Source organism: Citrobacter telavivensis, assembly GCF_041807075.1.
Classification (GTDB): Bacteria; Pseudomonadota; Gammaproteobacteria; order Enterobacterales; family Enterobacteriaceae; genus Citrobacter_A; species Citrobacter_A telavivensis.
Genome location: NZ_JBGUBF010000001.1, coordinates 615307 through 637035, shown reverse-complemented (window position 1 = coordinate 637035; position 21729 = coordinate 615307). Strand labels below are relative to the sequence as shown.

At 53.6% G+C, this 21729-nt stretch carries 16 protein-coding genes; 10 read left to right on the top strand and 6 right to left on the bottom strand.

Annotated elements, in window-relative coordinates:
- Window positions 1-92 precede the first annotated feature (92 nt).
- Together moeA and moeB are read left to right on the top strand one after the other, a co-directional pair.
- On the top strand, window positions 93-1328 hold the full coding sequence (moeA, locus tag ACERJC_RS02950; protein WP_373670972.1) for a molybdopterin molybdotransferase MoeA: 1236 nt from the start codon (window positions 93-95) through the stop codon (window positions 1326-1328).
- The gene (gene moeB / locus ACERJC_RS02945; RefSeq protein WP_373670971.1) at window positions 1328-2086 is read left to right on the top strand and encodes a molybdopterin-synthase adenylyltransferase MoeB; all 759 of its coding nucleotides are present in this window, start codon (window positions 1328-1330) and stop codon (window positions 2084-2086) included. The genes moeA and moeB overlap by 1 nt, the downstream gene beginning before the upstream one ends.
- A gap of 94 nt (window positions 2087-2180) precedes the next feature.
- On the opposite strand, the gene fsa is transcribed toward moeB, so the two are convergent.
- Entirely contained in the window at window positions 2181-2843 is a 663-nt protein-coding gene (gene fsa, locus ACERJC_RS02940; RefSeq protein WP_373670970.1) for a fructose-6-phosphate aldolase, read from the bottom strand.
- 131 nt (window positions 2844-2974) lie between these two features.
- Between fsa and ACERJC_RS02935 the strand changes: the two genes are divergently transcribed.
- The 6 genes from ACERJC_RS02935 (at window position 2975) to ACERJC_RS02910 (ending at window position 13044) form a co-directional block, all read left to right on the top strand.
- On the top strand, window positions 2975-3874 hold the full coding sequence (locus tag ACERJC_RS02935; protein WP_371895649.1) for a glycyl-radical enzyme activating protein: 900 nt from the start codon (window positions 2975-2977) through the stop codon (window positions 3872-3874).
- 4 nt (window positions 3875-3878) lie between these two features.
- Window positions 3879-6311, top strand: a complete 2433-nt coding sequence (locus tag ACERJC_RS02930) for a glycyl radical protein (RefSeq protein ID WP_373670969.1) — start codon at window positions 3879-3881, stop codon at window positions 6309-6311.
- Between the two features lie 172 nt (window positions 6312-6483).
- Complete coding sequence (locus tag ACERJC_RS02925) at window positions 6484-7299, top strand: Cof-type HAD-IIB family hydrolase (RefSeq protein ID WP_152405334.1); 816 nt, start codon at window positions 6484-6486, stop codon at window positions 7297-7299.
- A 598-nt stretch (window positions 7300-7897) separates the two neighbouring features.
- Window positions 7898-10360: an autotransporter outer membrane beta-barrel domain-containing protein gene (locus ACERJC_RS02920; RefSeq protein WP_373670968.1), complete on the top strand. Its 2463-nt coding sequence runs from the start codon at window positions 7898-7900 to the stop codon at window positions 10358-10360.
- An 88-nt stretch (window positions 10361-10448) separates the two neighbouring features.
- On the top strand, window positions 10449-11591 hold the full coding sequence (locus ACERJC_RS02915) for a glycosyltransferase family 4 protein (RefSeq protein ID WP_373670967.1): 1143 nt from the start codon (window positions 10449-10451) through the stop codon (window positions 11589-11591).
- 190 nt (window positions 11592-11781) lie between these two features.
- A complete protein-coding gene (locus tag ACERJC_RS02910) occupies window positions 11782-13044 on the top strand; it encodes a DUF1479 domain-containing protein (RefSeq protein WP_373670966.1) in 1263 nt (420 codons plus the stop codon).
- Between the two features lie 57 nt (window positions 13045-13101).
- Here the strand turns inward: ACERJC_RS02910 and ACERJC_RS02905 are convergent, their stop codons facing one another.
- A complete protein-coding gene (locus ACERJC_RS02905; RefSeq protein ID WP_373670965.1) occupies window positions 13102-14697 on the bottom strand; it encodes an ABC-F family ATPase in 1596 nt (531 codons plus the stop codon).
- A 217-nt stretch (window positions 14698-14914) separates the two neighbouring features.
- Between ACERJC_RS02905 and ldtB the strand changes: the two genes are divergently transcribed.
- Window positions 14915-15835, top strand: coding sequence for a L,D-transpeptidase (ldtB, locus tag ACERJC_RS02900; RefSeq protein ID WP_046477740.1), 921 nt, complete (start codon window positions 14915-14917; stop codon window positions 15833-15835).
- Window positions 15836-15888: 53 nt separating this feature from the next.
- Here ldtB and ACERJC_RS02895 read toward each other — a convergent pair whose 3' ends face one another.
- The 4 genes from ACERJC_RS02895 to mntR all read right to left on the bottom strand — a co-directional run bounded on the left by ACERJC_RS02895 (window position 15889) and on the right by mntR (window position 21395).
- The gene (locus tag ACERJC_RS02895) at window positions 15889-16503 is read right to left on the bottom strand and encodes a TetR/AcrR family transcriptional regulator (protein WP_373670964.1); all 615 of its coding nucleotides are present in this window, start codon (window positions 16501-16503) and stop codon (window positions 15889-15891) included.
- Between the two features lie 33 nt (window positions 16504-16536).
- Window positions 16537-19632 carry a multidrug efflux RND transporter permease subunit gene (locus ACERJC_RS02890; RefSeq protein ID WP_373670963.1) on the bottom strand — a complete coding sequence of 1032 codons (3096 nt, stop codon included), beginning with the start codon at window positions 19630-19632 and terminating at the stop codon, window positions 16537-16539.
- A 186-nt stretch (window positions 19633-19818) separates the two neighbouring features.
- The gene (locus ACERJC_RS02885) at window positions 19819-20925 is read right to left on the bottom strand and encodes an anion transporter (protein WP_373670962.1); all 1107 of its coding nucleotides are present in this window, start codon (window positions 20923-20925) and stop codon (window positions 19819-19821) included.
- Window positions 20922-21395: a manganese-binding transcriptional regulator MntR gene (gene mntR / locus ACERJC_RS02880; protein ID WP_152405342.1), complete on the bottom strand. Its 474-nt coding sequence runs from the start codon at window positions 21393-21395 to the stop codon at window positions 20922-20924. Before mntR ends, ACERJC_RS02885 begins: the two co-directional genes overlap by 4 nt.
- 185 nt (window positions 21396-21580) lie before the next feature.
- Between mntR and mntS the strand changes: the two genes are divergently transcribed.
- Window positions 21581-21709: a manganase accumulation protein MntS gene (mntS, locus tag ACERJC_RS02875; RefSeq protein WP_061076948.1), complete on the top strand. Its 129-nt coding sequence runs from the start codon at window positions 21581-21583 to the stop codon at window positions 21707-21709.
- The last annotated feature ends 20 nt before the right edge of the window (window positions 21710-21729 follow it).

Sequence of the window (21729 nt, the reverse complement as noted above, 5' to 3'; positions counted from 1 at the left end):
TCACATCCTTTCTAAGTCCGAGGTGGCATACAGTCCCCTCGTGTTTTCTGACATAATAGGCGGATTCGATTTTGCCCCGCAGGAGTGTTTTCATGGAATTTACCGCCGGACTGATGCCGCTGGAAACGGCGCTTACCGAAATGTTATCGCGTGTTACCCCACTGACTGCCGTTGAGACGCTGCCGCTGGTGCAGTGCTTTGGCCGTATTCTGGCGACCGACGTGGTTTCGCCGCTCGACGTGCCGGGTTTCGATAACTCGGCGATGGACGGCTATGCGGTGCGACTGGCCGATCTCGCCAGCGGACAGCCGCTGGCGGTCGCCGGTAAAGCGTTCGCCGGTCAACCGTTCCAGGGAGAATGGCCTGTGGGGAGCTGCATTCGCATTATGACCGGCGCGCCGGTACCGGCGGGATGTGACGCCGTGGTAATGCAGGAGCAGACGGAACAGACTGATGACGGCGTGCGTTTTACCGCCGACGTCCGCGGCGGGCAAAACATCCGCCATCGTGGCGAAGACATTAAACAAAATGCGGTGGTTTTCCCTGCCGGTACGCGCCTGACCACCGGCGAACTGCCGGTGCTGGCATCGCTCGGTATTGCCGACGTCCAGGTCGTGCGGAAAGTCCGCGTCGCGCTGTTCTCGACCGGTGATGAACTGCAACTGCCGGGACAACCGCTCGGCGAAGGCCAGATTTATGATACCAACCGCCTGACCGTGCATCTGATGCTGCAACAGTTGGGTTGCGACGTGATCAATTTAGGCATCATCCGCGATGACCCGCACGCTCTGCGCACGGCGTTTATCGAAGCCGACAGCCAGGCGGATGTGGTGATTAGCTCCGGCGGCGTGTCGGTGGGTGAAGCCGATTACACCAAAACCATCCTTGAAGAGCTGGGCGAAATCGCCTTCTGGAAGCTGGCAATCAAACCCGGCAAACCGTTCGCCTTCGGCAAACTGAGCAACAGTTGGTTCTGCGGATTGCCGGGTAACCCGGTGTCAGCGGCGCTGACGTTCTACCAACTGGTTCAGCCGTTGCTGGCGAAACTGAGCGGCAACGCGGCCAGCGGGTTGCCTGCACGCCAGCGTGTGCGTACCACCTCACGGCTGAAGAAAACGCCGGGTCGTCTCGATTTCCAGCGCGGCGTGCTCCAGCGCACCGCCAACGGCGAGCTGGAGGTGAGCACCACGGGTCATCAGGGTTCACACGTCTTCAGTTCCTTCAGTCAGGGGAACTGCTTCATTGTGCTGGAACGCGATCGCGGTAACGTTGAAGCCGGTGAATGGGTGGAAGTCGAGCCCTTCAATGCGCTGTTCGGAGGCCTCTGATGGCGGAACTCAGCGATCAGGAGATGCTGCGTTACAACCGGCAGATAATCCTGCGCGGCTTTGACTTTGACGGGCAGGAAGCGCTGAAGGAAGCCAACGTGCTGGTTGTCGGTCTCGGTGGGCTGGGCTGCGCGTCCTCGCAGTATCTGGCGAGCGCTGGCGTCGGCCACCTGACGCTGCTCGATTTTGACACCGTGTCGCTGTCGAATCTACAGCGCCAGACGCTACACAGCGATGCGACCCTCGGCCAGCCGAAAGTGGAATCGGCGCATGCGGCGCTGAGCCGTATTAATCCGCACGTGGCTATCACTGCGGTTAATGCGCTGCTGGACGAGACCGCCCTTCGGACACTTATCGCCGAACACGATCTGGTGCTGGACTGCACCGATAACGTCGCGATTCGTAATCAGCTCAATGCCGGTTGTTACGCGGCAAAAGTCCCGCTGATTTCAGGCGCGGCGATCCGCATGGAAGGTCAGGTTACCGTCTTTACCTACAAAGAGGGTGAGCCCTGCTATCGCTGCCTGAGCCGTCTGTTTGGTGAAAATGCATTAACCTGCGTGGAGGCGGGGGTGATGGCGCCGCTGATTGGCGTGATTGGGTCGCTACAGGCGATGGAAGCCATTAAGCTGCTGGCGCATTATGGTCAGCCAGCGTCGGGAAAAATCGTCATGTACGACGCCATGACCAGCCAGTTCCGCGAAATGAAGCTGATGCGAAATCCGGGCTGCGAGGTGTGTGGGGAAGCCTCATCCTGATCAGATTGTAAGCCGGATAAGCGTCGCGCCATCAGGCAATGACGGCGCGAATTGCCGGATGATGGCGTTGCCTTATCCGGCCTACAACGACAACTTACAGCGACGAACGCCCAAAGGCGCTCTGCCAGTCGTGCTCAAACTTCGCCACCGCCGCATCGACAGCCGGAGAGCTAATCAACTGTTGGGCAACGTCCAGCGGTAAGGTGATGGATTCACAGCCCGCCAGCAGACAATCCAGTGCCTGACGCGGCGTCTTGAAACTGGCTGCCAGCACTTTGGCATGCGGCGCGTGCATCTTCAGCAAATTCTGCAAATCGGTAACGGTCTGAATGCCATCGCCACCCTGTGCATCCACGCGGTTGACGTAAGGCGCAACATACTCCGCCCCCGCCAGTGCCGACAGCAGGCCCTGTGCCGCACCGTACACCCCCGTTCCCAGCGTCGGAATACCTTCCTCTTTAAGCAACTTGATCGCCGCCAGACCTTCCGCCGTGACGGGCACTTTCACGACGATATCAGGAATGATCGCACGCAGTTTACGCGCATCACTCACCATCCCTTCTGCCGTTGTCGCCATCACCTGGGCAAATAAACGCCCCTGCCCCCCCATTGCTTCATGCAATTGTGGCAGTAAGACGTCCAGCGGTTTTTTACCCGCCGCAACAATACTGGGGTTTGTGGTCACGCCCGCCAGCGGGAAAATTCGCGCCAGTGCTTTCACCGCGTCAACGTCGGACGTATCCAGATAGAGTTCCATAATCATTCCTCAACGACTAGTTTGCATAAAAGAAAGATACCACGGCAAAACCTCTCTGTTAGTTGACGCACGTCAACATAACTTTCATTCGAAAGTTATTTAATCTTTATACGAAATACGAGAGGCCGTTTATGATTTTCAATATTCAGCGCTATTCTACTCACGATGGCCCCGGTATCCGCACCGTGGTGTTCCTTAAAGGATGCTCTCTGGGCTGTCGCTGGTGTCAGAATCCGGAAAGCCGGGCACGCACGCAGGATCTGCTGTTTGACGCACGTCTGTGCCTCGAAGGCTGCGAGCTTTGCGCCCAGGCGGCACCGGGCGTTATCGAACGCGCGCTGAATGGCCTCCTTATCCATCGCGAAAAACTGACTGACGCGCATCTTGCCAGCCTGACCGACTGCTGCCCTACTCAGGCTCTGACCGTCTGCGGCGACGTTAAAAGCGTCGATGAGATTATGACCACCGTTCTGCGCGATAAACCTTTTTATGACCGCAGCGGCGGCGGTATTACGCTTTCCGGCGGCGAACCGTTTATGCAGCCGGAGCTGGCGGCATCACTTTTAAAAGCAAGCCATGAGGCGGGCATTCATACCGCGGTCGAAACCTGTTTGCATGTGCCGTGGAAATACATTGAACCGTCACTGCCCTGGATCGATCTGTTCCTTGCGGATTTGAAGCACGTCGCCGACGCGCCGTTTAAGCAATGGACGGATGGCAGCGCGTCACGCGTGCTGGAAAACCTGAGAAAGCTCGCCGCCGCCGGAAAAACAATCATCATCCGCGTTCCGCTGGTTCAGGGGTTTAACGCCGATGAAGAAAGCATTAAAGCGATTACCGATTTTGCCGCCGATGAACTGCACGTTGGCGAGATTCACTTTTTGCCCTACCACACGTTGGGCATCAACAAATACCACTTACTCAGCCAACCCTACAACGCGCCGGACAAGCCGCTGGATGCACCCGATCTGCTCGCCTTTGCGCAGCAGTACGCCTGCACGAAAGGTTTGACCGCGACATTACGAGGATAATCTCATGACCCAACTGAAACTGGATACGCTCAGCGACCGCATCAAAGCGCACAAAACCGCGCTGGTGCACATCGTCAAACCGCCGGTCTGTACCGAACGTGCGCTGCATTACACCGAAATGTACCAGCAGCATCTGGACAAACCGATTCCGGTACGTCGCGCGCTGGCGCTGGCGCATCATCTGGCTGAACGGACCATCTGGATCAAACACGACGAGCTGATCGTCGGCAACCAGGCGAGCGAAGTGCGCGCCGCGCCGATCTTCCCGGAATACACCGTCTCGTGGATTGAAAAAGAGATCGATGATCTCGCCGATCGTCCGGGTGCGGGTTTTGCGGTCAGTGAAGAGAACAAACGCGTGTTGCATAGCGTTTGTCCGTGGTGGCGCGGCCAAACCGTTCAGGATCGCTGCTATGGCATGTTTACCGATGAGCAAAAAGGGTTGCTGGAAACCGGTATTATCAAAGCCGAAGGCAACATGACCTCCGGTGACGCGCACCTGGCGGTCAACTTCCCGCTGCTACTGGAAAAAGGCATTGACGGCCTGCGGGCAAAAGTCGCGGAGCGCCGTTCACGCATTAACCTGACCGTTCTCGACGATCTGCATGGCGAGCAATTCCTGAAAGCCATTGATATTGTGCTGATTGCCGTCAGCGACCACATCGCCCGCTTCGCCGAGCTGGCGCGTAAAATGGCGAGCGAAGAGACACGCGTCAGCCGCCGTAACGAGCTGCTGGCGATGGCGGAAAACTGCGATCTTATCGCTCACCAGCCGCCGCAGACTTTCTGGCAAGCGCTGCAGCTGTGCTACTTCATCCAGTTAATTCTGCAAATTGAGTCTAACGGTCACTCGGTATCGTTCGGGCGCATGGACCAGTATCTTTATCCATACTACCGCCGCGATGTGGAACTGAACCAGTCGCTGGACCGCGAACACGCCATTGAGCTGCTGCACAACTGCTGGCTGAAACTGCTGGAAGTGAACAAAATCCGCTCCGGTTCGCACTCTAAAGCCTCCGCAGGCAGCCCGCTGTATCAGAACGTCACCATTGGCGGACAAAACCTGGTCAACGGTCAGCCGATGGATGCGGTCAATCCGCTCTCCTACGCGATCCTCGAATCCTGTGGGCGTCTGCGCTCCACCCAGCCTAACCTCAGCGTGCGTTATCACGCCGGGATGAGCAATGATTTCCTCGACGCCTGCGTACAGGTGATCCGCTGCGGCTTTGGTATGCCTGCATTTAACAACGATGAAATCGTGATCCCGGAATTCATTAAGCTCGGTATTGAGCCGCAGGACGCCTACGATTACGCGGCGATTGGCTGCATCGAAACCGCCGTGGGCGGCAAGTGGGGCTACCGCTGCACCGGCATGAGCTTTATCAACTTTGCCCGCGTGATGCTGGCTGCGCTGGAAGGTGGTCGGGACGCCACCAGCGGGAAAGTTTTCCTGCCACAGGAAAAAGCGCTCTCCGCCGGTAACTTCAACAATTTCGACGAGGTGATGGCGGCGTGGGATACCCAGATCCGCTACTACACGCGCAAATCGATTGAGATCGAGTATGTGGTCGATACCATGCTGGAAGAGAACGTGCACGATATCCTCTGCTCGGCGCTGGTGGATGACTGCATTGAGCGGGCAAAGAGCATTAAGCAAGGCGGGGCGAAGTATGACTGGGTATCCGGCCTGCAGGTCGGTATCGCGAACCTCGGCAACAGCCTGGCCGCGGTGAAAAAACTGGTCTTTGAACAGGGAGCAATTGGTCAGCAGCAGTTGGCAGCTGCACTGGCAGATGATTTTGACGGCCTGACCCACGAGCAGTTGCGCCAGCGTTTAATCAACGGCGCGCCGAAGTATGGCAACGATGATGACTCCGTCGATACCCTGTTGGCCCGTGCTTATCAGACCTATATCGATGAACTGAAGCAATATCATAACCCGCGTTATGGACGCGACCCGGTCGGCGGCAATTACTACGCGGGCACCTCGTCTATCTCGGCAAACGTGCCGTTCGGCGCAGCGACCATGGCGACGCCTGATGGTCGTAAAGCCCATACCCCGCTGGCTGAAGGGGCAAGCCCGGCATCCGGTACCGACCATCTTGGTCCCACGGCGGTGATTGGCTCCGTCGGCAAGCTGCCTACCGGTTCGATTCTGGGCGGCGTGCTGTTGAACCAGAAGCTGAACCCGGCGACGCTTGAGAACGAGTCCGACAAGCAGAAACTGATGATCCTGTTGCGAACCTTCTTTGAAGAGCACAAAGGCTGGCACATTCAATACAACATCGTCTCGCGCGAAACCCTGCTGGACGCGAAAAAGCACCCAGACCAGTATCGTGATCTGGTAGTCCGCGTAGCCGGTTATTCCGCCTTCTTCACCGCGCTTTCACCGGACGCGCAGGACGATATCATCGCCCGTACCGAACATATGCTTTAACACTCACGCCCGGTGGCGCTAGCGCTTACCGGGCCTACAAGCCTCTCTCCGTAGGCCGGATAAGGCGCAGCCGCCATCCGGCGCTTTTGCTTTCATTCGAAATTAAATTTGTGCTTTAGGTCACATTGTTATTAAAATGTTTCTGGTCGCAGTTTTGAGCCAGGAGCTTTATATGACCGTTAAAGTTATCGTCACCGATATGGACGGAACTTTTCTCAATGACGCCAAAAAGTACGATCACGCACGTTTTATGGCGCAATACCACGAGCTAAAGAAACGCAACATTGAGTTTGTCGTCGCCAGCGGCAATCAGTACTTTCAGCTCATCTCTTTCTTCCCCGAACTCAAAGACGAGATCTCTTTCGTTGCCGAAAACGGCGCGCTGGTGTTTGAGCATGGCCAACAGCTTTTTCACGGCGAACTTACCCGTCATGAATCACGGAGCGTGATCGGCGAACTGCTCAAGGATAAACAGCTCAACTTTGTCGCCTGCGGTCTGCAAAGCGCTTACGTCAGTGAACACGCCCCGGCGTCCTTTGTTGCGCTCATGGCAAAGCACTATCACCGCCTGAAGCCGGTGAAGGACTATCACGACATCGACGACGTGCTGTTTAAGTTCTCTCTGAATCTGCCGGATCAGCAGATCCCATTGGTTATCGACAAGCTGCATACGGCGCTGGACGGCATTATGAAACCTGTGACCAGCGGTTTCGGCTTTATCGATCTGATCATTCCGGGGCTCCACAAAGCCAATGGCATCAGCCGGTTGTTGAAACGCTGGAACCTTTCACCGAAGGAGGTGGTCGCCATTGGCGACAGCGGCAACGATGCAGAAATGTTGAAAATGGCGCACTACTCTTTCGCCATGGCGAATGCCACCGACAGTATCAAAGCGCTCTCCCGCTATCAGACGGATGACAATAACCATCAGGGTGCGCTGAACGTGATCCAGGCTGTGCTGGATAACACGGCCCCCTTCAACGTGTAATGCCTGAATGCGGCGACTGGAGAATATTTTAATCCGGATGCCGCATTCAGATTATTATTATCAATATTAGGATTTTTGATAATAATAATGGAAAGTTTTTTTGTTATTCCTTTATATAGATATCTTCAGGCTGGTAAAATTCTTAATTCTTTTGGATTAGCGTCGCAACAGGTTTCTTTTATAACACTCAACCTCTGGCAACTACTTTACAGCAACAGATAGCTTCATATTTTTTACGGATAACCAATATCACCGTAAGCTAAAAAAAATTCATTATTAACTTATTGATAAACATACAAAACAACCACAACGCAATTAAAGTGATGTCTATTTTATTTTCATGCACACACAAATCATTTAGACTATTAATTGACAAACAGGAACCATTGTTTGCCCCACTCATTAAATGTTAAATTTTTTATTATAATTTAATCATTATGGACAAGTTAACATGGATTACACTCTGAAATTACACCAGGTAAGGAATTTCACGTTTCTTTCGGGAAATTTTAATAAGACTTTTCTCGCTAGCGCGATTTTATTGGCAGCCCACTCTGCTTACGCAGATGACTGTAATAACCTGGCGCCTCAGGCTGGAGTGAGTTGCGTACAAAACGGTAACCAACTGAATATTGATATTCATGCAGATATCGACAACCCTACCCCTTACCCTGCCTACTCATTCAACGCTCAGAACGGGATGCAGTCTGATAAGGTCGTCATCTCTCTGGACGCGGGTAAGACGCTCACGGCCGATCAGAATGGGATACAGGCCCAAGGCAATCCCCTTGCTCTTGATGAAATAGAAGTCAGCACATCGGGAAACATCTATACCGGTAAGGTAACCGACAGCGATGCGGCGGATCCGCTTGGGCCGATTACGGGCCCTTCTGGTGGCATAATTTTTGATAAAACCAATATCCGGGAGACACAGCACGCTGGGGTTTATCTGGCTGGCGCATCCGGCGGGCTGTTAGCTATTGGTTCAGTTCTTCAGCAGTCCGGAAGCCAGATCGTTAACAACAGCGCGAGTAAAGATACCGCAGCTATCTATTCGCAGGCGCTGGAATCGCGGATTACCAGCTCAGGCGTGATTCGTTCCCAGGTCGGTGATGCCATTCGCATAGAAAGCACCCCGCCCGAATATACCTGGTCCAGCGGCGGTTACATCATTGTCGATCCGCAGGGCGTGTTTGATGTTCACCTGAAGGCCGACAGCGTTGTCGAGGGGGGAAGCGAAGGCGCGGGTATCAAAACCACAGGGGGAACGCAGTCCACTGTGCAAATCGATCAAGGTGCCACGCTTGGCGCGCTATCCGATGTGGCGATCGACGTGGCAGGTTTTGACGGTTTTTATTTGCGCGATCCCACCCTTTTCAATTCACCGGTAGACAGTACCCATTATAGCGGAGCAGAAACCCGCATCGTTAACGCAGGGACCATGACGGGCGTCGTACGCCTCTCCAGCGGTCAGGATACGGTGATTAACGACGCTACGGGTGTCTGGAACGTGCGGCAGTGGTCTGATTCGGATCGCGACGGTATCCGGGATACCGTCGCGCCTGTAGCGACCAGTGATTTTGGCGGAGGCACAACGGAACTTGTCAACCGTGGCGTAATTTCCCTCACCGCGCGCCCGGACGGGACAGCCAATCATGCGCTATTTGATAACCTGGCGACGTTCCGAAATCAGGGTAGCCTGCAGTTAACCAATAATGTCGCTGGCGATCGCTTTACCCTTAACGGGGATTATGTCGGAGACGGCGGCGTTATTGCGCTTGATACGGTTCTGGGTGACGATAACTCACTGACCGACCAGCTCATTATTAACGGCTCAACGTCAGGCCAAAGCGTGCTGTCCATCAATAATCTCGGTGGCACCGGGGCGCAAACCCGTGATGGCATAAAAGTCATTGAGGTCAATGGCGATTCATCAGGGGTGTTCACGCAGAGCGGGCGTATTGTCGGGGGAGCATATGAATACTATTTACACAAAAATAGTCTCAGCGTTCAGGATGGCAACTGGTACTTGCGCTCCGAACTGCCTTCGGTCACGCCGGATCCCCAGGATCCTGAACCCGTGCAACGTCCGGAAATCGGCAGCTATATGGTTAACCACATGGCCGCCAATACCCTCTTCCAGACACGTCTTCACGATCGCCTCGGTGAAGCGCAGTATACCGATGCGTTAACCGGGGAACAGACAACCAGCCTGTGGCTTCGTCAGGTCGGTGGGCATAACCGCTCTCAGGACAGTTCAGGTCAATTGAAAAACCAGGGAAATCGCTATGTCGCGCAAATTGGCGGTGACATTGCGCAGTGGAGTTCCGATCAACGGGATCGCTGGCATCTGGGTATCATGGCGGGCTACGCCCGGCAAAGTAACAATACCGAATCCAGATACTCACACTATCAATCCAAAGGCTCGGTCAAAGGCTATAGCGCGGGTTTATACGGAACCTGGTATGCCAACGATGAGAAAAAAACCGGTAGCTATGTCGACAGTTGGGTGCTCTACAACTGGTTTGATAACGAAGTGAAAGGCGATCAGCTGGCGACCGAGAAGTATAAATCTCGCGGCATTACCGCCTCTGTAGAAGCGGGTTATACTTTTGAATTAGGCAGCAGAGAAACCGATGCGGTGGGATATTACATCCAGCCTAAAGCCCAGCTTATCTGGATGGGCGTCAGATCCAGCGATCATACTGAACGCCAAAGCAGCGGCGGGTCGCGCGTCTCATTCGAGGGCGATGGTAATCTTCAAAGTCGATTGGGTGTCCGTGCCTATCTGCAAGGACACAGCACGGTAGACAAGGGCAAAAATCGCGAGTTCCAACCCTTCATCGAAGCAAACTGGATCCATAACACCCGTGATTTTGGGGCCAGTATCAATGGCCAGGGCAATGAAATTGCCGGCACCCGCAATATTGGTGAAGCCAAAATCGGGGTTGAGGGACAACTCTCCCGACAACTGGATATGTGGGGCAACGTGACGCAGCAAATAGGGAACAGTGGTTACAGTGATACTCAGGCAATGATAGGGATCAAATACCGTTTCTAGCCAGTAGCAGGGCCCTGGCAGACGGATAATATTGTCCGTCTGCCTCCCTGACGATTTATACCAAACGCATTTGATAACAGGAATGGTCATGCAACCACGCGTTTTAATTGTCACCACCGAAGCCCCTGATGTGCTGTTCAGTGGCCTGGGCTTTTTCAATCAGCATTTCTGGCAGGAATTAACGCGCCGTCGCTACCCTTTCAGGGTGTTATACCTGAACAATCAGAAAACCCGGGCGTCAACACTGGCTGATTATGAGATTGCCGTTGAACCTTCATTGCCTTTTGACTCCTCCCTGGAATCACTGAGCCTGAATGTGGCATGGAGTACCGCGCAAAAAATTCAGCCCATACTCAATGAGTTCAAGCCCGATATTATCTCAGTGCACGAAAACTCACCTCTGTTACCGTTTTACTTTGAGTTACACAGAGTGCAATTCACGCTCCATTCCAGCTATATCGGCATGCAGCACTATCTGACCCGAACTCAGAAAGGTATGCAGCATTACTGGGAACAGCGAATCGCGGTACGTCAGAGTGGCGCGGTAGTGCTTCACAGCGACTGGGCGCACCGTTCAATTATTCAGCATGTCTCCGCCGATATTGTTCCCCCCGATATCTTCCCTATCGGTGTCGATTTCGCCGATTACCCGGAAACAAAAATCCGCCATCCGCAAGGTAAAGTGGTCATCAGCTTCTTTGGGCGATTCACCGATATTGTGAAAAACTTCCAGATTTTTCGTGAGTCGATCAATACGCTGCCAGAAGCCTATCGCAACCGGGTTGAGGCCCGGGTTTATGGGCCAGAGAAGATCCCTGACTACATGGAAAAAGAAGGCTTTAAAGGTCTGACATTTGTTCAGGGCGAGGAAAAAAAACGGGCTTTTGCGGAAACTGACATTGTGGTCTTCCCCAGCATTCAGGAGAGTTTCGGTATTGTCGGCCTGGAAGCCTTGCTCTCAAACTGCGCACTGATCGCGACGCCAGGACTGGGTATGGATGCATACATGCCTTCTGATTACGCCTGCGAACCAACCGTTGCCGCGCTACAGCAGCGCATCATCCACTATCTCTCACAGGCTGAACAACTCTGGCGCGATCAGGATAACCAGGTGTTTCGCCAGAGCGTAAATCGTCCGGAATTAACGCTCAGTAACATGACGGAATCCTATATTGAAGTCTGGAAAAAGTTGCACCAAAAGTTAGTCAGCTCAGCGACTGCCGCGAAGTAAGCTGTTCCCCTGCCCTTTATGGCGCCGTCGGGCGCCACAATCCAATCATCAGACCTCTGGTATGCGTTGCCCTGGACAAATGGCGCGACGATCTCACCAGCAAACATTTAAACTTGCATTAACTTTTTTATAACTTATATTATCACCTGTAAGTTAAACAAGTTTCGAATGAAAGTTATGCGAGGTGGTTATGGCTTTTACCTTCACAAGCGACACATTACCGGTCGATCACAAAGCGGCTATCCGTCAGATGAAGCAGGAACTGCGGGCGCAGCTTGGCGACGTTGAGCAAATCTTCGGCCAGATTAGCGATGCCATTGCCACCCGCGTGGCGGAAATCAACGCGCTCAAAGCACAGGGCGCGCCGGTCTGGCCTGAGCTGTCCTATGCCGATATCAACGCTGGCACGATCGCAGCGCAGCAGCGTGAACAGATCAAACGTCGGGGCTGTGCGGTTATCAAAGGTCACTTCCCGCGCGAGCGGGCGCTGGCCTGGGATCGGTCGATGCTGGACTATCTGGACCGCAACCGCTTTGACGAGGTGTATAAAGGGCCTGGCGATAACTTTTTTGGCACCCTCAGCGCCTCCCGTCCGGAGATCTATCCGATCTACTGGTCGCAGGCGCAAATGCAGGCGCGGCAGAGTGAGGAGATGGCGAACGTGCAATCGTTCCTCAACCGTCTGTGGACCTTTGAAAGCGAGGGCAAGCAGTGGTTTAACCCGGATGTGAGCGTGATCTATCCGGACAGGATCCGCCGCCGTCCGCCGGGCACGACGTCAAAAGGGCTGGGTGCGCACACCGATTCCGGCGCGCTGGAGCGCTGGTTGCTGCCGGCGTATCAGCGCGTTTTCGCCAGTGTCTTTAACGGCAATCTGGCGAAATACGATCCGTGGCATGCCGCTCATCGCACCGAGGTGGAAGAGTATACCGTGGATAACACCACCAAATGTTCGGTGTTCCGCACCTTCCAGGGCTGGACCGCGCTGTCGGATATGCTGCCCGGTCAGGGCTTGCTGCATGTCGTGCCCATTCCGGAAGCCATGGCGTATGTGCTGTTACGTCCGCTGATGGATGATGTCCCGGAAGACGAACTGTGTGGCGTGTCGCCGGGCCGGGTGCTGCCAATATCCGAACAGTGGCATCCTCTGTTGATTGAGGCGCTCACCAGCATTCCGCCACTGGAAGCCGGCGATTCCGTCTGGTGGCATTGCGATGTGATTCACTCCGTGGCGCCGGTCGACAATCAACAGGGATGGGGAAATGTGATGTACATTCCCGCCGCTCCCCTGTGCGAGAAGAATCTGGCCTATGCGCACAAAGTAAAAGCGGCGCTGGAAAAAGGGGCTTCGCCAGGCGATTTCCCGCGTGAGGATTACGAAACAGACTGGGAAGGACGCTTTACGCTGGCGGATTTGAATATCCACGGCAAGCGCGCGCTGGGGATGGCGTAACGCCAAATCGTGACAGGTGTGTTGACCACACCTGTCACATGAAAGGCGACGGGGAAATTAGCCGTCAATGCCTTTACTGCGCAGATAATCTTCGTAGTTACCGCTGAAGTTCACCACGCGATCGGGGGTTATTTCCAGCACGCGGGTTGCCAGTGAACTCACGAATTCACGGTCGTGAGAAACGAAGATCAGGGTTCCCTGATACATCTCCAGGGCCATGTTCAGCGATTCGATGGATTCCATATCAAGGTGGTTGGTCGGTTCGTCCATCACCAGAATGTTTGGCTTCTGCATCATCAGCTTACCAAACAGCATACGACCCTTTTCACCACCCGAAAGTACCTTCGCCGGCTTTTTGATGTCGTCCTGGCTGAACAGCAGACGACCGAGGATGCTGCGCACCGCCTGTTCGTCATCGCCTTCTTGCTTCCACTGGCTCATCCAGTCGAAGACCGTCAGATCGTTTTCAAACTCATATTCGTGATCCTGCGCGTAGTAGCCAATGCGCGCGTTTTCAGACCATTTCACCGTACCGCTATCGGCGTCCAGATCGCCGACCAGCGTTTTCAGCAGCGTCGATTTACCCACGCCGTTGGTTCCCAGTACCGCCAGCTTTTCACCGACTTCCAGCAGCAGGTTGACCCCTTTGAACAACGGGCCGTTATCAAAGCCTTTGCTGAGCGCTTCCACTTCCAGCGCGTTACGGAACAGTTTCTTGTCCTGCTCGAAGCGGATGAACGGGTTCTGACGGCTGGACGCCTTCACTTCGTCGAGTTTGATTTTATCAATCTGACGGGCGCGAGACGTCGCCTGACGAGATTTAGAGGCGTTAGCGCTAAAACGGCTGACAAAGGATTGCAGGTCGGCAATCTGCGCTTTTTTCTTGGCGTTATCCGCCAGCAGACGTTCGCGCGCCTGCGTCGCGGCGGTCATGTATTCGTCGTAGTTGCCCGGATAAATACGCAGTTCGCCGTAGTCAAGATCCGCCATGTGCGTACACACCATGTTCAGGAAGTGACGGTCGTGCGAAATGATGATCATGGTGCTGTCACGTTCGTTCAGCACCTGCTCCAGCCAACGGATGGTATCGATGTCCAGGTTGTTGGTCGGTTCGTCAAGCAGCAGAATATCCGGATTGGAAAACAGCGCCTGCGCCAGCAGCACACGAAGCTTCCAGCCAGGAGCGACTTCGCTCATCGGGCCGTAGTGTTGCTCTACCGGAATCCCCACGCCGAGCAGCAGTTCACCGGCGCGCGCTTCAGCAGAGTAACCGTCCATCTCGCCGTATTTCACTTCCAGATCGGCCACTTTGTAGCCATCTTCTTCGCTCATCTCCGGTAACGCATAGATGCGATCGCGCTCTTGCTTCACTTCCCACAGCTCACCGTGGCCCATGATGACCGTGTCGAGCACCGTGAACTCTTCAAAAGCGAACTGATCCTGGCGCAGCTTACCGATACGCTCGTTGGGATCGAGAGAAACGTTACCCAGCGTCGGTTCGAGGTCGCCGCCGAGAATTTTCATGAAGGTGGATTTACCGCTACCGTTAGCGCCAATCAGGCCGTAACGGTTGCCGCCGCCAAATTTGACGGAAATGTTTTCGAACAGCGGCTTACTGCCGAACTGCATGGTGACGTTGCTGGAAACTAACACGGACGTATCCTAAAGAATATGTGACAAACCTCATATTATGCCACAAGTCTTAAATAAGATCGCGCCCTGTAGCAAACGACTACACTGGGGGAACAGGAAAAAAATGTGATTTCGTACACATCTGAATTCCCTGTTAACAGGAATGCACATATAATGCGCTCCCAACACTACAGAATTCTCAACCCAACAGCCTGCCAGGCAATGAATCTCGCATAACATGAATATGAAATTAACAACGTTTTTCGCGGCAGCACTCGCGGTAGTCGGCTTTTGCAGTACCGCATCCGCTGTCACCTATCCTCTGCCAACGGATGGTAGTCGCGTCATTGGTCAGAATCAGGTCATCACCATCCCGGAAGGTAACTCGCAGCCGCTGGAGTATTTTGCTGCTGAATACCAGATGGGGCTTTCCAACATGCTGGAAGCCAACCCGGGCGTGGATACCTTCCTGCCGAAAGGCGGCACCGTGCTGAACATTCCGCAGCAGTTGATTCTGCCGGACACCGTGCATGAAGGCATCGTGATCAACAGCGCGGAAATGCGTTTGTACTACTACCCGAAAGGCACCAATACCGTGATCGTCCTGCCAATCGGTATCGGCCAGTTAGGTAAAGACACGCCAATCAACTGGACCACCAAAGTAGAACGTAAGAAAGCCGGCCCGACCTGGACGCCAACGGCGAAAATGCACGCTGAATATCGTGCCGCAGGCGAACCGCTGCCCGCTGTCGTGCCTGCCGGTCCGGATAACCCGATGGGTCTGTACGCCCTGTACATTGGCCGTCTGTACGCCATTCACGGTACCAACGCAAACTTCGGTATCGGCCTGCGCGTGAGCCACGGCTGTGTGCGTCTGCGTAACGAAGACATCAAATTCCTGTTCCAGAATGTGCCTGTCGGAACGCGCGTACAGTTTATCGATGAGCCGGTAAAAGCAACGACGGAGCCAGATGGCAGTCGTTACATCGAGGTTCACAACCCGCTGTCGACCACCGAAGCGCAGTTTGAAGGCGGCGAAATCGTACCGATCACGCTGTCGAAGAGCATTCAGAACATCACTAACCAGCCCGATGTTGACCAGAACGTGGTGGAACAGGCGGTTCAGAACCGTTCAGGGATGCCCGTTCGTCTGAACTGATTGTTTTGGATTCATCAAGTTAATGAAAAAGGGTTCATCCACTGAGCCCTTTTTTAATGGTAGCGCCAGGCGATAAGAAAGGTTTGAACCGCCGAGTGCGCAAGTTGCTCCAGCACACGGCTATCCATCGGTTGTTGATCAATCAATGTGGCTGGTAATGGGTATCCCATTACCGCACCGAGAAAGGCGGTCGCCTGCAGTGTCGGGTTATCAAACTGTATTCTCCCCTGCTCCTGATATTGCTTCAGTATCTCTGCCAGCGCCTGTAATACGCGCCCTGTTGGACGCTGCTTAAGCGTGGCGTAAAGCTCTGGTTTCTGTACCAGAACCTGAATTAACAAACGCTGGAAATGGATATGCTCAGGGGCATAGAAGTGTTCTTGTACTACTTTCGCGAAGCCGAGTAGTAATGCTGGCAGACAGTCCGCGTTATCCGTCATCATCTGCTGGAGCGGCGGCTGCATCCTGTCATTGAGAAAGGAAAACGCTTCAACCAGCAGCGCGTCTTTCCCCCCTGGGAAATGGCTATACAGTGTAGGTCTGGAGATCCCGGCAGTGGCGACGATGGTGTCTAACGACACATCAAGTCCCTGTTCAAGAAAAAGATCGCAAGCAGCCTGTAAAATGCGAGGGCGCGCTTTCATCGGACGCCCACGTTGATTTGCCATTAAAACTGTCCTTAATGATTTATCGATGAAATCTTACTTCTTCAGATACCGTAACCCTTGTCGAATAAGGATGAAAAACAGCGGCACAAAAAGCAGCGTTAATACCGTACCTGAAAGCATTCCCCCAATGACGGCGGTACCGATCTCTATTCGGCTGGCTGCGCCCGCCCCGGTAGAGAGTACCAGAGGGATAACGCCTGCCACAAATGCCAGTGAGGTCATGATAATGGGACGCAAACGTAACCTTGCGCCCTCATACGCCGCTCGTGTGATATCAAGACCGTCGGCGATACGCGACTGGGCAAACTCGACAATCAAAATCGCGTTTTTTGCCGACAATCCCATGGTGGTCAATACGCCAACCTGGAAATAAATATCGTTATTGAATCCGACGAGCATTGAGGCAGTCACCGCCCCCAGAATTCCCAGTGGGATTATCAACATGACAGCCAGTGGAATTGACCAGCTTTCATACAAAGCGGCAAGACAGAGAAAAATAAAGATGAGTGACGCCATGTACATCCAGAGAGTCTGCGCGGACGACGCTTTTTCTTGATACGACAAACCACTCCACTGCAAACCCAGACCGGGCATTTCCTCTACCTTCTCTGCCATCACGTCCATCGCATGACCGGAGCTGGTGCCTGCTGCGGCATTCCCCTGAAATTGAACCGCGGGCAAACCGTTAAAACGTTGCAGCATCTGTGGACCCGTTGTCCATCTGAATGACGCGAAACTCGCGATAGAGGCCATATTGCCACTCGCACCTTTCACAAACCAGGCGGCAAGATTCTCAGGGTTTGCCCGCCACTCGGCATCCCCCTGCATATACACCCTTTTAACACGTCCACGATCGATAAAATCATTGATATAAACGCCCCCCAGGGCAGCGGAAAGCGTTTCATTGATATCAGCGTGAACAACGCCTTGCGCACCGGCTTTCAGTGGGTCAATTGCAACCTGTAGCTGTGCCTTTTCTTCCAGGCTGTTAATTCTGACCGCTGTGAGATGTTCACTGGCACTGGCCTTGTGTAAAAGCGCCTGCTGCGCCTGCAACAGCGCCTCATATCCGCTGGCCGATTGATCCTGAAGCCACATTTCAAATCCGCTGGACTGTCCAAGCCCGCGGACCGTCGGTGGGGACATCGCGTTAATTGATGCCAGAGGTACCGTTTTGAAGTATTGGTTCGCACGGGAAATGATCGCTCTGGCACTATTCTGTTCCCCGCTTCGCCTGTCCCAGTGCTTTAATTCCGCAAAAGCCATTCCGACATTTTGGCCGCTACCCGCATTATTGCGCCCCGTGACCATGAAGATAACGCTGAGATTATCTTTCTCTTGCGTCAGAAAATAATCGGTAATGGAATCACCCACGCGTTGGGTCATAGACAGTGGCGATCCGGTAGGGAGCGCAAACTGAATCATCACCGCCCCCTGATCCTCATCAGGAAGAAAACCCGTCGGCAATCGTTGATATTCCCACACCATAAACAGCACCAGTAACGTCGCCATAAGGCATGAACGTAAGGGGCGCGAAACTATCCGTCGCAGCGTGGCTAAATAACGCTGCTGGCTCTTTTCCACCCCCTGGTTAAAGCAGATAAAAAAGGCTCCTTTCTTCGGCTGCTCTTTTTTCAGCAAATGAGCACAAAGGGTCGGCGTCAATGTTAATGCCACCAGCGCGGAAAGTGCCATTGCCGCCGCAATGGTTATGGTGAACTGACGGTAAATTATTCCCACTGAACCGCCAAAAAAAGCCATTGGAACAAAAACGGCAGCTAACACCAGTGCGATACCAATCAGCGCACTGGTGATTTCCCTCATTGAATGCAATGTCGCTTCCTTAGGCGTCATATTTTTTTCGGCCATCACTCGCTCAACATTTTCGACAACCACGATAGCGTCATCGACTAACAGACCAATCGCCAGCACCATGGCAAAAAGAGTCAGAGTATTCATGTTGTAGCCCAGGACACTTAAAATGCCGAACGTACCGAGCAGGACGACCGGTACAGTGATCGCAGGAATAAATGTGGCGCGCCAGTTTTGCAAAAACAGATACATCACCACAATCACAAGGATGATCGCTTCAATTAACGTCCATACCACGCCTTCAATGGAAACGGTCACGAACGGCGTACTGTCACGCGGGTAAGCGCTGATCACCCCTTGCGGAAACTGTACACTGAGACGCTCCACTTCAGCGCGAACATTTTCAGCTGTCGCCAGGGCATTCGCCCCTGATGCCAACTGAATGGAAATCCCGGCGGCCGGATAGCCGTTGAGAGTCGTCTGGTTCTGATAATTTTCTGCCCCCAACTCTATGCGGGCAACATCACGTAAATAGATGACAGAACCATCACCATTAATACGAACGACAATGTTTTCAAATTGTTTGACCGTTTCAAGTCGCGACTGCGCCATCACGGTCGCATTGAGATATTGCCCCTCTACTGCAGGCAGTGAGCCTATCTCGCCCCCGGTGACCTGGGCATTCTGAGCTTCAATAGCAGCCCGGATATCGGATGGCATCAACCCATAACTGGTGAGCTTGTAAGGGTCCAACCAGATGCGCATCGCATATTGCGCGCCAAAAACGGTGGTTTCGCCAACGCCATCAACCCGACTGAGGGGATCCTGCAATGTGCTAATGAGAAAATCGTTAATATCCAGACTGCTTAGCTGCCGGGTTTCATCATAAAGCGCGACCACCATCAGGCTATCCCCCTGCGATTTGGTCACGGTAATTCCTTGCTGCTGCACTTCCGGCGGCAGGCGTGTTATCGCCTGGTTGACCGCGTTTTGTACCTGGACCTGTGCCATATCGGGGTTTACCCCCTGATTAAAGCTGAGGTTGATTCGGGCCTGGCCAGCAGAACTGCTGCTTGATGAGAAATAGAGCAGCCCGTCAATCCCTTTAATCTGTTGTTCCAGAACCTGGGTGATGCTGTCCTCAACGGTCTGTGCAGATGCCCCTGGGTAGTTCGCTGTGATATTCACGCCCGGAGGAGCAATATCGGGATACTGCTCAACGGGTAACAGAAACAGCGCAAGCGTTCCTGCGGCCATGATTGAGATAGCCATCACTGCGGAAAAAACAGGTCGGATAACAAAAAAACGTGCCAGCATGAGCCACTTCCCCCATCAGGGTCCGCTGAACAGAGGCCGCACAAGCCAACAATCTTGTGTCCGTCATTTGCTCAGCTTATTTAATCACTATTTATTTACTTTACAGTAAAGTAAATAAATAGATCAAACAAATCCATTCAATCAGGAGATGGATTTGCTTTTGTCAGAATGGAGTGGGAATCGCGACTAAAATTTAAGCAGAACAAATCCTACAGCCGCAGCCCATATCAACATGGGTACCGAATAGAGATGGAAGCGCCACCAGATGCGTCGATCATTCGCCATCCGCAGGGCAATCAGATTCGCCAGCGAACCCGGCAACAGGCCGAATCCACCCACGTTAACCGCCCAGGCCAACAGCATGCCAGGAGGGACATAGTTCAGCAGTAAGATAGTGCTGGGAACATTACTGATCGCTTGCGACAGGCCAATTGCCGTCAGCCACAGTCCGGGTTCAGACAACGTACCAACATGACTTAGCACCCCCTGCAACGCCGGCAGTTGGGTTAGCAAATGGACATCAATAAACATGGCCATAAACACCAGCAGCAGCGTCCAGTCAACACTCAACAGCACGCGGCGTGCCAGCAACAGGAAACCGAGGGCCACAATCGCCAGCCCAACCAATTCCTGCTTAAGCTCCAGCGCCGTCAGAAAAACGATGTACAGTCCCAGACAGCCCCACACCAGCCGGGGTAGCCACTCTGGCTGACTTGTCCCGGTATGGTATTGCAGCGGTTTATTGGGGAAGCAAAACCAGCAGAGCACCAGCAGCGTCAACATCATCGCAACGGCCAGCGGTGCCATCTGACCGATAAACGCAACAAAGGAGAGACCAGAACGCCCCCACATCAGGATATTTTGCGGATTCCCGATGGGTGTAAGTAAAGAACCCGCATTCACCGCCAGCGCTTCAAAAATAATGAGACGGTTGACCGGTATTGCGCACAACTTTTTCAGGGTAATGGTCAGAGGGACGACGATAAATAACGCGACATCGTTCGTCAGGAACGTCGAAAGCAGCGCCGCCGCCAGCACCATGAACATCGACAGACGGCGCTCCGTCGCTAGACGCCGGGTCATTTTACGGCCCAGGACATCAAAGTAACCGCTCAGTTCGACGCCTTTGGTCAACATCATCAGACCACTGAGGGTAATAATGGTGTGCCAGTCAATTGCGCCGGGCCAGGTCTGTGGCGTGAACGGGACCCACACACTCAATCCAACACCCACCACTATCAGTAAATGGAAAAAACGGTCGCGTTTCAGCGCCCGTAAAAAAGGCAGGCTCATTCAATAGAGTTTCCGTGCTGTTGCGTAAAATGACGGAAGGCTTCCAGCGTTTCCTGGCTTACGTGGTGCTCCATCCCTTCCGCATCACGTCGGGCTATCTCCGGGCTTACGCCCAGTACCAGCAGGAAGTTTTCCACAATCTGATGGCGTTCACGACTTTCCTGCGCCAGCTTCTCCCCTTCCGGGGTTAAAAAAACGCCGCGCCAGGGGATCATTTCTATCAGTCCCACCGAGGCCAGACGCTTAAGCATCTTGGCTACCGTCGGTTGGGACACCCCGAGACGGGCCGCCATATCCACCTGACGCGCTTCGCCGACTTCAATAATCAGGTCAGAAATCAACTCAACATAGTCGTCGATCAGTTCGCGGCGATGAGCCTCTCGCACCTGACGAAACCCTTCAACGTGTTCCTCAACGTTCACTAACTGCGTCACTTTTTTTGTTGTTGGCATACCTGCGCGACGACTCATTCTGCTTCCTCATTCCTGTGACGCATTAACAGCATCTAATTGGAGAGCGCTCATTGTAAACCAGAGTTGCCCGGGCACAAAAAATTAACGTTTTAGCAATAGCTATATAATATAGCCTGTGCTATATCTGTATGTAATGCAGTCATCCCTCATGGACAGAGGGACCAGAAAGTCAGGAGGTCAATATGAACGAATTCAAGAGGTGTATGCGCGTGTTTAGTCACTCTCCCTTTAAAGTCCGGTTAATGCTGCTCTCGATGCTGTGCGATATGATCAACAGCAAACCAGAGCAGGATAAACCCTCAGAAAAATAATGCGGCGTCGCGGTACGCCG

Bases quoted from the DNA above. Each gene is read 5' to 3' on its own strand.
- ldtB (WP_046477740.1), top strand. From the start codon at position 14,915: ATGAATATGAAATTAACAACGTTTTTCGCGGCAGCACTCGCGGTAGTC.
- ACERJC_RS02930 (WP_373670969.1), top strand. From the start codon at position 3,879: ATGACCCAACTGAAACTGGATACGCTCAGCGACCGCATCAAAGCGCAC.
- ACERJC_RS02935 (WP_371895649.1), top strand. From the start codon at position 2,975: ATGATTTTCAATATTCAGCGCTATTCTACTCACGATGGCCCCGGTATC.
- moeA (WP_373670972.1), top strand. From the start codon at position 93: ATGGAATTTACCGCCGGACTGATGCCGCTGGAAACGGCGCTTACCGAA.
- ACERJC_RS02895 (WP_373670964.1), bottom strand. From the start codon at position 16,503: ATGGCAAATCAACGTGGGCGTCCGATGAAAGCGCGCCCTCGCATTTTA.
- mntS (WP_061076948.1), top strand. From the start codon at position 21,581: ATGAACGAATTCAAGAGGTGTATGCGCGTGTTTAGTCACTCTCCCTTT.
- moeB (WP_373670971.1), top strand. From the start codon at position 1,328: ATGGCGGAACTCAGCGATCAGGAGATGCTGCGTTACAACCGGCAGATA.
- mntR (WP_152405342.1), bottom strand. From the start codon at position 21,395: ATGAGTCGTCGCGCAGGTATGCCAACAACAAAAAAAGTGACGCAGTTA.
- ACERJC_RS02915 (WP_373670967.1), top strand. From the start codon at position 10,449: ATGCAACCACGCGTTTTAATTGTCACCACCGAAGCCCCTGATGTGCTG.
- ACERJC_RS02890 (WP_373670963.1), bottom strand. From the start codon at position 19,632: ATGCTGGCACGTTTTTTTGTTATCCGACCTGTTTTTTCCGCAGTGATG.
- ACERJC_RS02910 (WP_373670966.1), top strand. From the start codon at position 11,782: ATGGCTTTTACCTTCACAAGCGACACATTACCGGTCGATCACAAAGCG.
- ACERJC_RS02885 (WP_373670962.1), bottom strand. From the start codon at position 20,925: ATGAGCCTGCCTTTTTTACGGGCGCTGAAACGCGACCGTTTTTTCCAT.
- ACERJC_RS02925 (WP_152405334.1), top strand. From the start codon at position 6,484: ATGACCGTTAAAGTTATCGTCACCGATATGGACGGAACTTTTCTCAAT.
- fsa (WP_373670970.1), bottom strand. From the start codon at position 2,843: ATGGAACTCTATCTGGATACGTCCGACGTTGACGCGGTGAAAGCACTG.